This window comes from Anaerovibrio sp. (assembly GCF_051866355.1).
In the GTDB taxonomy this organism is placed as follows: domain Bacteria; phylum Bacillota; class Negativicutes; order Selenomonadales; family Selenomonadaceae; genus Anaerovibrio.
The window spans coordinates 1-10,538 of sequence record NZ_JBJDWZ010000135.1 but is presented as its reverse complement, the minus strand read 5'-3'; the positions used below and the strand labels follow the sequence as shown (position 1 = coordinate 10,538).

The 10,538-nt window shown below is 50.3% G+C and carries 18 protein-coding genes; all 18 read left to right on the top strand.

From position 1 onward, the window contains the following. Positions 1-129: 129 nt before the first annotated feature. The gene (rpsH, locus tag ACI3UA_RS07480; RefSeq protein ID WP_154405973.1) at positions 130-528 is read left to right on the top strand and encodes a 30S ribosomal protein S8; all 399 of its coding nucleotides are present in this window, start codon (positions 130-132) and stop codon (positions 526-528) included. A gap of 26 nt (positions 529-554) precedes the next feature. After that, positions 555-1,106, top strand: a complete 552-nt coding sequence (gene rplF, locus ACI3UA_RS07475) for a 50S ribosomal protein L6 (protein WP_439724189.1) — start codon at positions 555-557, stop codon at positions 1,104-1,106. A gap of 23 nt (positions 1,107-1,129) precedes the next feature. Continuing rightward, a complete protein-coding gene (gene rplR / locus ACI3UA_RS07470; RefSeq protein ID WP_439724188.1) occupies positions 1,130-1,489 on the top strand; it encodes a 50S ribosomal protein L18 in 360 nt (119 codons plus the stop codon). A 22-nt stretch (positions 1,490-1,511) separates the two neighbouring features. Further along, on the top strand, positions 1,512-2,012 hold the full coding sequence (rpsE, locus tag ACI3UA_RS07465) for a 30S ribosomal protein S5 (protein ID WP_439724187.1): 501 nt from the start codon (positions 1,512-1,514) through the stop codon (positions 2,010-2,012). 13 nt (positions 2,013-2,025) lie between these two features. Further along, entirely contained in the window at positions 2,026-2,208 is a 183-nt protein-coding gene (gene rpmD / locus ACI3UA_RS07460) for a 50S ribosomal protein L30 (RefSeq protein ID WP_439724186.1), read from the top strand. A 22-nt stretch (positions 2,209-2,230) separates the two neighbouring features. Beyond that, positions 2,231-2,671 carry a 50S ribosomal protein L15 gene (gene rplO, locus ACI3UA_RS07455; RefSeq protein WP_439724185.1) on the top strand — a complete coding sequence of 147 codons (441 nt, stop codon included), beginning with the start codon at positions 2,231-2,233 and terminating at the stop codon, positions 2,669-2,671. 1 nt (position 2,672) lies between these two features. Beyond that, positions 2,673-3,929 carry a preprotein translocase subunit SecY gene (gene secY / locus ACI3UA_RS07450; RefSeq protein ID WP_439724184.1) on the top strand — a complete coding sequence of 419 codons (1,257 nt, stop codon included), beginning with the start codon at positions 2,673-2,675 and terminating at the stop codon, positions 3,927-3,929. A 12-nt stretch (positions 3,930-3,941) separates the two neighbouring features. Further along, positions 3,942-4,583, top strand: coding sequence for an adenylate kinase (locus ACI3UA_RS07445; RefSeq protein WP_439724183.1), 642 nt, complete (start codon positions 3,942-3,944; stop codon positions 4,581-4,583). Between the two features lie 11 nt (positions 4,584-4,594). After that, positions 4,595-4,813, top strand: a complete 219-nt coding sequence (infA, locus tag ACI3UA_RS07440; protein WP_009645081.1) for a translation initiation factor IF-1 — start codon at positions 4,595-4,597, stop codon at positions 4,811-4,813. Between the two features lie 44 nt (positions 4,814-4,857). Beyond that, complete coding sequence (gene rpmJ, locus ACI3UA_RS07435) at positions 4,858-4,971, top strand: 50S ribosomal protein L36 (RefSeq protein ID WP_058965281.1); 114 nt, start codon at positions 4,858-4,860, stop codon at positions 4,969-4,971. 23 nt (positions 4,972-4,994) lie between these two features. Next, positions 4,995-5,363 carry a 30S ribosomal protein S13 gene (gene rpsM, locus ACI3UA_RS07430; RefSeq protein WP_439724182.1) on the top strand — a complete coding sequence of 123 codons (369 nt, stop codon included), beginning with the start codon at positions 4,995-4,997 and terminating at the stop codon, positions 5,361-5,363. Positions 5,364-5,377: 14 nt separating this feature from the next. Continuing rightward, positions 5,378-5,770 carry a 30S ribosomal protein S11 gene (gene rpsK, locus ACI3UA_RS07425; RefSeq protein WP_027397572.1) on the top strand — a complete coding sequence of 131 codons (393 nt, stop codon included), beginning with the start codon at positions 5,378-5,380 and terminating at the stop codon, positions 5,768-5,770. Positions 5,771-5,787: 17 nt separating this feature from the next. Beyond that, on the top strand, positions 5,788-6,381 hold the full coding sequence (rpsD, locus tag ACI3UA_RS07420; protein ID WP_439724181.1) for a 30S ribosomal protein S4: 594 nt from the start codon (positions 5,788-5,790) through the stop codon (positions 6,379-6,381). Positions 6,382-6,458: 77 nt separating this feature from the next. Then, the gene (locus ACI3UA_RS07415; RefSeq protein ID WP_439724180.1) at positions 6,459-7,472 is read left to right on the top strand and encodes a DNA-directed RNA polymerase subunit alpha; all 1,014 of its coding nucleotides are present in this window, start codon (positions 6,459-6,461) and stop codon (positions 7,470-7,472) included. Positions 7,473-7,510: 38 nt separating this feature from the next. Further along, on the top strand, positions 7,511-7,858 hold the full coding sequence (gene rplQ / locus ACI3UA_RS07410) for a 50S ribosomal protein L17 (RefSeq protein ID WP_439724179.1): 348 nt from the start codon (positions 7,511-7,513) through the stop codon (positions 7,856-7,858). 187 nt (positions 7,859-8,045) lie between these two features. Next, positions 8,046-8,882 carry an energy-coupling factor transporter ATPase gene (locus tag ACI3UA_RS07405; protein WP_439724178.1) on the top strand — a complete coding sequence of 279 codons (837 nt, stop codon included), beginning with the start codon at positions 8,046-8,048 and terminating at the stop codon, positions 8,880-8,882. Next, entirely contained in the window at positions 8,867-9,748 is an 882-nt protein-coding gene (locus ACI3UA_RS07400) for an energy-coupling factor transporter ATPase (protein WP_439724177.1), read from the top strand. The genes ACI3UA_RS07405 and ACI3UA_RS07400 overlap by 16 nt, the downstream gene beginning before the upstream one ends. Then, positions 9,742-10,538, top strand: a 797-nt coding sequence (locus ACI3UA_RS07395; RefSeq protein ID WP_439724176.1) for an energy-coupling factor transporter transmembrane component T family protein, incomplete at its 3' end; no start/stop codon positions are given. The genes ACI3UA_RS07400 and ACI3UA_RS07395, both read left to right, overlap by 7 nt.

The following is a 10,538-nucleotide window of genomic DNA, read 5'->3' as shown; positions in this document are numbered from 1 at the left end:
AGACTGGAAATTTCAAATTACCCACAATTTGCCCAACAATATATTGACAACCTACCACAAATTTTGATACAATCTATCAAGTGAGCCTATGTGCTCTCACGAAATTTTGAAAGGAGGATATCGATTTACATGGTAATGACTGATCCTATTGCAGACATGCTGACTCGTCTGCGCAACGCAAATTCCGTATTCCATGAGAAGGTAGAAATCCCTGGTTCCAAGATTAAGAAGGCTATTGCTGAGGTACTCAAGGAAGAGGGTTTCATCAAGGACTACACCTTCACTGAAGATGGCAAGCAGGGTGTAATCACTGTTTCCCTGAAGTATGGCCCTAACCGTGAAAAGGTAATTACTGGTATTAAGCGTATTTCCAAGCCTGGCCTGCGCCAGTATGCAAAGGCAGCTGAGCTCCCTCGTGTTCTCGGCGGTTTGGGTATCGCCATCATTTCCACTTCCAAGGGAATTATGAGCGATAAGGATGCTCGCAAGGCCGGTCTCGGCGGCGAGGTTGTAGCTTACATTTGGTAATTATTTAGAAGTTAGGAGGTGTACTAATGTCAAGAATTGGTAGAGCGCCTATCGCTATCCCTGCCGGTGTTACCGTTAAGGTTGAGGATGGCAATAAGGTGACTGTAAAGGGTCCGAAGGGTGAATTGGTACGCAACATTCATCCGGACATGAAGATTAATGTGGAGGATAACGCTATTACTGTAGAGCGTCCTTCTGATAATAAGGATCACAGGTCCCTGCACGGCTTGAGCCGTACCCTCATCAACAACATGGTTGTTGGCGTAAGCGAGGGCTATGCAAAGACCCTGGAGATTAACGGTGTTGGTTACAGGGCTGCTGTAAAGGGCAAGAACCTTGAGCTGGCTCTGGGTTTCTCTCACCCGGTAGTTGTTGAGCCGCCTGCAGGCATCAAGTTTGAGTGCCCTGCTGCTACCAAGATTGTGGTAAGCGGTATCGACAAGGAGGTTGTTGGTGCAATTTCCGCAAAAATCCGTGATTACAGAAGACCTGAACCATATAAGGGCAAGGGTATTAAGTATGAAGGTGAGTTCGTTCGTCGCAAGGTTGGTAAGGCCGGTGCGAAGGGCAAGAAATAATTAGCAGAAAGGAGTAACCGACAGTGTTTGTTAAGGAAGATAAGAATAAGGCTCGTCAGAAGCGTCACCTGCGTGTACGCAATCACATTTCCGGCACTGCTGAGAGACCACGTCTTAACGTATTCCGTAGCTTGAGCAACATCTATGCACAGGTTATTGATGATGTTAATGGTGTTACTCTCGTATCTGCCAGCACAAAGGATAAGGATTTCCAGAACTACGGCGGCAATGTAGAGGCTGCAAAGGCAGTAGGCGAGGCTATTGCCAAGCGCTCCCTGGAAAAGGGCATTAGCGAGGTAGTATTCGACCGTGGTGGTTATGTATATCATGGCCGTGTTGCAGCACTTGCTGAGGCAGCTCGTGAAGCAGGCCTGAAATTCTAAAATTTGTAAAGGAGGTACATTAATGGCTAGGATTGACAACGAAACTCCTGAGTTCCAGGAAAAAGTTGTATATATTAACCGAGTTGCTAAGGTTGTTAAGGGCGGCCGTCGCTTCTCCTTCAGCGCATTGGTAGTTGTTGGCAATGAGAAGGGCAAGGTTGGCGCAGGCCTGGGTAAGGCCGCAGAGGTGCCGGAGGCAATTCGCAAGGGCGTCGAGGATGCCAAGAAGAATTTGATTGATGTTTCCCTGAAGGACACCACCATTCCTCATGAGATGATTGGTGTTTTCGGTGCAGGCCGTGTGCTCATGAAGCCGGCTGCAAAAGGTACCGGTGTTATCGCCGGCGGCCCTGCTCGTGCGGTTCTTGAGCTTGCAGGCATTAAGGATATCCTGACTAAGTCTCTGGGTTCCTCCAATCCGAACAACATGGTTCGCGCAACCCTGAAGGGCCTTGAGCAGCTGAAGCAGGCTGAGAAGGTTGCTGAGCTGCGCGGCAAGACTGTACAGGAACTTTTGGGTTAAGGAGGATTTTATAATGGCAAAGTTGAAGATTACTCTGACCAGAAGTCTGATTGGCAGACCTGAAACCCAGCGCAAGACCATTAAGGCATTGGGTTTAAAGAAGTTGAATTCCTCAGTTGAGCTTCCAGATAATGAGTCCGTTCGCGGCCAGCTTCACAAGGTTGCGCATCTCATTACTGTTGAAGAGCAGGCTTGAGTTCAGGAGGTGCAATAGACAGATGAAATTGAATGAATTATCTCCGGCTGCTGGTTCCCGCAAGGCTGCTTTCAGAGTAGGCCGTGGTCTGGGCTCCGGCAATGGCAAGACCTCCGGCAAGGGCCAGAAGGGTCAGAAGTCCCGTGCTGGCGGCGGCGTCCGCACCGGCTTTGAGGGTGGTCAGATGCCTTTGTATCGCAGACTGCCAAAGCGTGGTTTCAAGAATATCTTTGCTGATGTATATGCAGAGGTTAATGTTGAGACTTTGAATCGTTTTGAGGACGGCGCAACTGTTGATGCTGTAGCATTGATTGAGGCCGGCGTACTGAAGAATGTACGCGATGGCGTGCGCATTCTCGGCAACGGCGAGCTCACCAAGAAGCTGACCGTTGTAGCAAACGGCTTTACCAAGACTGCTCAGGAAAAGATTGAGGCAGCAGGCGGAAAAATTGAGGTGATCTGATTTGGTTTCAGCCCTCTCAAACATCGTTAAGATTCCGGAGCTGAGGTCAAAGATTATCTTTACTCTGGTCATGTTCGCCGTATTCAGAATGGGTACTCATATTCCTGTTCCTGGCGTTGACCCATCGGCTATCGAGCGGCTCTTTAACAGCGGAACTCTTTTCGGTTTGTTGGATTTGTTCTCCGGTGGTGCTTTGAGCAAATTTTCCATTTTTGCGATGAGTATTACCCCTTATATTAACGCGTCCATCATCATCCAGCTGTTGAATGTAGTTATACCGACACTGGAGCAATGGTCAAAGGAAGGCGAAGAGGGGCATAAGAAAACCACCAAGGTCACTCGCTACTTTACGGTAGTGCTGGCATTCCTGCAGGCAATGGGCATGTCCATCGGCTTGAAGGAAGCTGTCCTGAATCCGGGGCCGGCGTCCACGCTGATTATTGCAATCACGCTGACCGCAGGCACGGTGTTTCTCATGTGGGTAGGTGAGCAGATTACCGCCAACGGCGTGGGAAACGGTATTTCACTAATCATTTTTGCAGGTATCGTGGCTGCATTGCCAGCCAATATCGGTAAGATTTATCATTATCTGCAGGCAGGAACCATTTCCTATATAAATGTGTTCTTCTTTGCAGCGATTGCGGTGGCCATGATTGTGCTGGTTATTGCAGTGCATACGGCATTCCGCAGGGTTCCAATCGCTTATGCGAAAAGGGTTGTCGGCCAGAAGCAGTTCGGCGGGCAGTCCAGCTTTATCCCGCTGAAGGTAAACCATGCGGGAGTTATTCCAATAATCTTTGCGTCATCCGTGCTGATGTTTCCAGTAACTATTGCCCAGTTTATTGATATCCCCTGGGTAAAGACTTTTGCCGGGTATTTTGCGTGGGGTACACCGCTACATTCAACAGTGTACGCACTGCTGATTATCTTCTTCACGTATTTTTACACCGCGGTTACTGTAAAGATATCGGATATGGCAGAGAATCTGAAAAAATACGGCGGGTTTATCCCGGGCGTCCGTCCGGGTGAGCCCACTGCAGAATATTTAGATCATGTCATGACTCGTATCACCCTTGCAGGAGCATTCTTCCTTGCATTCATAGCTATACTGCCGACGATTATCGCCAGTGCTACCCACATGGACGGTATTAATTTCGGCGGCACGGCTCTGCTGATTGTTGTGGGCGTCGGCCTTGACACCATGAAGCAGATTGAATCCATGGTAGTGATGCGACATTACGAAGGATTCATGAAGTAAGGAGGAAATATAATGCATATTCTTTTAATGGGACCTCCTGGTGCTGGTAAGGGTACTCAGGCAGCAAACATCGTCAAGAAGTTCGCAATCCCGCATATTTCCACTGGCGACATGTTCCGTGCCGCTATCAAGGAAGGGACCGAGCTGGGGAAAAAGGCGAAGGCATGCATTGATGCCGGCAACCTGGTTCCGGATGAGATTACCGTAGGCATCGTCAGGGAGCGTCTTGCTCAGGACGATTGCAAGCAGGGATTTATTCTGGATGGCTTTCCTCGTACCGTTGAGCAGGCGGATGCCCTCAGCAAGATACTTGCCGAGCTGGGCATCGACCTCAAGAGCGTAATCAACATTACTGTTCCTTCCGCCGACCTGGTGGAGAGGGCAGTAGGTCGCAGAATCTGCAGGAGCTGCGGTGCTACCTATCATGTGAAGTTCAGCCCGTCCAAGGCTGAGGGCAAGTGTGATGAGTGCGGCGGCGAGCTCTATCAGCGCGCAGATGACACCGAGGAAACCATGAAGAATCGGTTGTCAGTATACGAGGCACAGACAAAGCCATTAATCGAGTATTACCAGAAGGCTGGCCTTTATGTAGAGATTGATGGTCGTCAGGCAATCGACAAGGTTTTTGCAGACGTTGTTGAAACCCTGAAGTAAAAGGAGTCATTATGTCTAAGCAAGATGTAATTGAAGTTGAAGGTAAGGTACTGGAGGCATTGCCTAATGCCATGTTCCAGGTAGAGTTGGAGAACGGCCATGTAGTTCTGGCCCATGTTTCCGGCAAGATTCGCATGAATTTTATCCGCATCCTGCCGGGTGACAAGGTAACCATTGAGCTGACGCCTTATGATCTGACTCGTGGCCGTATCACCTATCGTTTTAAATAGTCAAAACAAGGCTTTTGGCAGTAATATGAAAGGGGCATAACGCAATGAAAGTTAAACCGTCGGTTAAACCTATTTGTGAAAAGTGCAAGGTTATTAAGCGTAAGGGTCGCGTAATGGTTATTTGCGAAAACCCAAAACATAAACAGAGACAAGGATAATTTTAGAAGGAGGTGCTTGATGTATGGCACGTATTGCCGGTGTAGATTTGCCACGTGATAAGAGAATTGAGATTGCATTAACATATATCTATGGTATTGGTCTTACCACTTCCCAGAGATTGCTGAAGGAGACTGGTATCAATCCTGATACCCGTACCCGTGACCTGACTGAGGATGAGGTTGTAAAACTGCGTGATATCATTGACAAGCAGGTTATCGTAGAGGGTGACCTTCGTCGTGAGCAGTCCCTGAATATTAAGCGACTCGTTGAGATCGGCTGCTATCGCGGTCGCCGTCATCGCATGGGTCTGCCAGTTCGCGGACAGAATACTAAGAACAACGCACGTACCCGCAAGGGCCCTAAGAAGGCTGTTGCTGGCAAGAAAAAATAAGGGAGGGCTAAAGAGTGGCAGTTAAGAAGTCTGTACGTCCTAAGAAGAAGGACCGCAAAAATATTGAATTTGGTGTTGCTCATATCAGCTCCACCTTTAATAACACTATCGTTACCCTGACTGATAAGAATGGTAATGCACTTTCCTGGGCAAGCGCTGGTGGCCTCGGTTTCCGTGGCTCCAGAAAGAGCACTCCGTTTGCAGCTCAGATGGCAGCAGAGGTTGCTGCAAAGGCTGCTATGGAGCATGGCTTGAAGCAGGTTGATGTTTACGTAAAGGGTCCTGGTGCCGGCCGTGAGGCAGCTATCCGTTCCCTGCAGGCTACCGGCCTCGAGGTTAGCATGATTAAGGATGTTACCCCGATTCCTCATAATGGATGCCGTCCGCCGAAGCGTAGAAGAGTTTAATGGGAGGTGCAGAATAAATGGCAATTGATAGAGTACCAGCACTGAAAAGATGCCGTTCTCTCGGCATTGAGCCAGGCGTTGTAGGTCTTGGCAAGAGTTCCAAGCGTCAGCCTCGCCGCACCCGTGGCAAGGTCAGCGAATATGGAATTCAGTTGAAGGAAAAGCAGAAGGCAAAGTTCATCTATGGTGTGCTTGAGAAGCAGTTCCGTGCTTACTACACCAGGGCGAAGAAGATGCAGGGCATCACCGGTGAGAACCTCATCAGCCTTCTGGAGAGAAGACTTGACAATGTAGTATTCCGTCTGGGTCTGGCTGCAACCCGCAAGCAGGCTCGTCAGGTTGTCCGTCATGGTCATATTACTGTAAATGGCAAGCGTTGTGACATTCCATCTGCACTTGTTGATGTAAATGATGTTGTTGCAGTAGCTGAGAAGAGCCGTGCTAACGCGTTCTTCAAGGCTTTGGCTGAGTCCAACAATGCACTCAGCACTCCGGCCTGGATTACTGTTGGCGCTGACAGTTTCAGCGGCACTGTAAACCGTTTCCCTGCCAGCGAGGACTTCGATGTTCCTGTTGACAGCCAGGCTATCGTCGAGTTGTACTCCAAATAATAATTTCTGTGTATTTTTTGCATTCGTTACCGGATATGTACATAGATGCATTGAGTTATTGAGGAGGGCAATTCCACATGATCGAAATCGCAACACCTAAGATTGAGATACAGGAAAATAATGAGGATCTTTGCTATGGTAAGTTCGTCTGCGAGCCTATGACCCGCGGTTACGGCATCACCATTGGAAACAGCATGCGCCGCATACTGTTATCCTCTATTCAAGGTGCAGCTATTACCTCGGTGAAAATCGAGGGCGTACTGCATGAGTTCTCCACAGTTCCTGGAGTTCGGGATGATGTTACCAACATCATCCTGCACTTAAAGGAGCTCTGCCTCAAGATGTATAGTGATGAGCCAAAAATCATCCGCATTGATGTGAAGGGTGAGAAGGAAGTAACGGCGGCGGATATTATCCATGATGCCGATATTGAGATTCTCAATCCTGATTTGCACATCGCAACTGTCAATGAGGCAGGTTCCCTGAAGATAGAGATGGTGGTGGAGCATGGCCTCGGCTATGTACCAGCCGAAAAGAAAAAGACGCAGGATCATACCATCGGTGTAATCCTTGTGGATTCTATCTTCTCACCGATTCGTCGAGTAAATTACAAGGTTGAGGATATCCGTGTTGGTGACGCTGTTGACTACGACAAGCTGACTTTGGAGGTATGGACTGATGGTTCCATCCAGCCGGAGAAGGCTGTCAGCAAGGCGGCAGCTATCCTGATCGGCCGCCTGAAGCTGTTCCAGAACCTGACCGTGCTTCCGGAGATTGAAGCCGCAGAGGACAGTGCAGCAGAGGCAGGCGGTGAGTCCCTTGCCAGCAGCCCTGAGATGGATTCAGTTCTGGCCACCAAGGTAGAGGATATGGATCTGACGGTTCGTTCCTTTAATTGCTTGATGCGGGCAGATATCAAGACTGTTGGTGACCTGGTAAGCAAGACCGAGGATGAGATTATGAAGGTTCGTAATCTCGGCCGCAAGTCTCTTGATGAGGTTAAGGACAAGCTGAAGTCCATGGGATTATCCTTAAAGGAAAGTGATGCTTCTGAGCCGGGTGAGTATCCGGCAGACGATTCGGAAGCCTGATTTACATTATTTTTTGATACAAGGAAAGAGGGAAATAAATGGCTTATAGAAAGTTAGGTCGTGATTCTAGCGCCCGTAAGGCACTGTTCAAGAGCATTCTGACTTCCTTCTTCAAGCATGAGCGCATTGAAACTACTGAGGCCAAGGCCAAGGAAATCAGCGGGCTTGCAGAGCAGTTGATTACTCTTGCAAAGCGCGGTGATTTGGCTGCCCGTCGTCAGGCTATTGCTCAGCTTGCTGATGAGGATGTTGTAAGAAAGCTGTTTGCTGAGATTGTTGAGTACGACTCCGTGAAGAACCGTCAGGGTGGTTACACCCGTATCATGAAGCTGGGTGTTCGCCGTGGCGATGCAGCTCCAATGGTTATTCTTGAGTTGGTGAAATAATCATAGTATAATAAGGCTGTTGCTTCTGTTTGAGGCAATAGCCTTTTTCGTTTGCCTGCTTTTGCCGGTAACAGGGCAATCCTGTTATGCAATATAGTAAACCTTGTCATATGGCGCGGTTGACTATATTACCGGCCAGAAGTAAAATAGAAGCAGATTGAGTTGTAGTGTGCATGAGGAGCAGATAATGGCTTTTATAGAATGTAGGGGATTGTACCACGATTATAATGCCGGTATGGAAAACGAATACAGGGCGCTGGAGGATATCAGCCTGACGGTGGAGAAGGGGGAATTCGTGACGATTCTGGGCACGAATGGTTCCGGCAAGTCCACGCTGGCCAAGCATTTTAACGCCCTGCTGCTGCCTACGGCCGGCACATGCCTGATTGACGGCATTGATACGGCGGACGAGGCAGGTCTGTGGGATATCAGGAGCCGGGTGGGCATGGTGTTCCAGAATCCCGACAATCAGATTATTGCCGCCATCGTGGAGGATGATATCGGCTTCGGGCCGGAAAACATCGGCATGGAGCCGCATGAAATCAGGCGGCGGGTGACGGCGGCCCTGAAGGCGGTCAACATGGAGGAATTTCGCCATTTTGCCCCTCACCTCCTGTCAGGGGGCCAGAAGCAGCGGGTGGCCATCGCAGGCGCCCTGGCTATGAATACGGAGTGCCTGGTGCTGGACGAGCCTACGGCCATGCTGGACCCTGTGGGCAGGCGCGAGGTGATTGACACGGTAGGCCGCTTGAATCGGGAGCAGGGGATTACGGTCATCAATATAACGCATTTTATGGAGGAGGCCGCCCTTTCGGATAGGATAATCGTCATGCACAAGGGCAGAATTATCAAGGAAGGCAGTCCGGCGGAAATTTTTCAGGATATTGCCGGCATGAAAAAGCTGGGGCTGGATGTGCCTGCGGCAACGGAGCTGGCCTACAGGCTGTCCCGTAAGGGACTGCAGCTGGACAGGGCGATTATAAATCAGGAGGCATTGGTAGAAGCATTATGTCGATTGAAGTAAAGAATATATCCTATATATATATGCCAAAATCTCCCTATGAGCGGCTGGCATTGGAAGACGTGACCATAACTATCCCGGAGGGGAAGATTACGGCCGTGGCCGGGCATACCGGCTCCGGCAAGTCCACCCTTATCCAGCATCTGAACGGGCTCATAAGCCCCAATAGCGGCAGTGTGCTGGTGGACGGGGTGGATATTGCCGCCAAAGGGCAGGCGGCCAGAGCGGCCCGCCGCTCCGTGGGCATGGTGTTTCAGTATCCTGAGCATCAGCTGTTTGAGGAAACGGTGGAGCAGGATATTGCCTTCGGCCCGAAGAATTATGGCCTGAGCCCGGAGGAAGTCAGTGAGCGGGTGCGCTTTGCCATGGATTTTGTGCAGCTGGATTATGATGAGTACAGCCAGCGTTCCCCCTTTCAGCTCAGCGGCGGGCAGATGCGCAGGGCGGCTATTGCCGGTGTGGTGGCGCTCAGGCCCAAGTATCTGGTGCTGGACGAGCCTACGGCCGGGCTGGACCCCAAGGGCCGTGAGGAGCTGATGCAGCGGATTTTGAAGCTGCACAGGCAGGAGAAGAATACCATTGTGCTGGTGTCCCACAGCATGGAGGACATAGCCAGATTTGCGGATAATTTGGTTATTATGAACCGGGGCAGGGTGCTGATGGAGGGTACGCCCCGCGAGGTTTTTGTGCGGGAGGATTTTATCCGCCAGGCCGGGCTGGATGTGCCGCGGGTTACGAATATCGTCAAGGCGCTGAAGGCGGGGGGACTGGATATTCCTTCGGACATCTATACCATGGAGACGGCAGTGGAGGCCATTTTCCGGGCTGTAAAGGCATCACGCAGGGCAGGAGGTGCGGAAAAATGTTGACGGATATTACCCTAGGACAGTATTTTCCCGGCAATTCCCTTTTGCACCGCATGGATGCCAGAGTAAAGATAGTGCTGCTGTTTTTCTATATAGTAGGAATTTTTCTGTTTGACAATAACTGGTGCTATCTTATGAATACCCTGCTGGCATTTTTGCTGGTGGGCATATCGAGGATTGCGCCGCGGGTGGTGCTGAAAGCCATCAAGCCCCTGTGGTGGATTTTGCTGTTGACTTTTATCATCCAGCTTTTCAGCGTGCCGGGTGAGGTGCTCATGAAGGTGTGGATTTTTGATCTGACCTATGAGGGGCTGGAGAAGGGCTTTTTTATCAGCCTGCGGCTTGTCCTCCTGATAGGCGTGTCTTCCCTTCTGATGTTCACCACATCGCCTCTGATGCTGACGGACGCGCTGGAGGCGCTCTTTAAGCCGCTGAAAAAGGTGGGCTTTCCGGCCCATGAGCTGGCCATGATGATGACTATCGCACTAAGGTTTATTCCCACGTTGATGGAGGAAACGGACAAGATTATGAAGGCGCAGAAATCCCGCGGCTCCGACATAGGGGAGGGCAATCTGATTGCTCGTGCAAGAAGCATGATACCTGTCCTGGTGCCGCTGTTTATCTCTGCATTCCGCAGGGCGGATGAGCTGGCCATGGCCATGGAGGCCAGGAGCTACCGGGGGGGCGAGGGACGCACACGTATGAAGGCCATGCGCATGCACAGGCATGATGGCTGGGCAATAGGCGTGATGGCGGCGTATATGGCGGCCTGCGGCATAGTGAACTGGCTGTT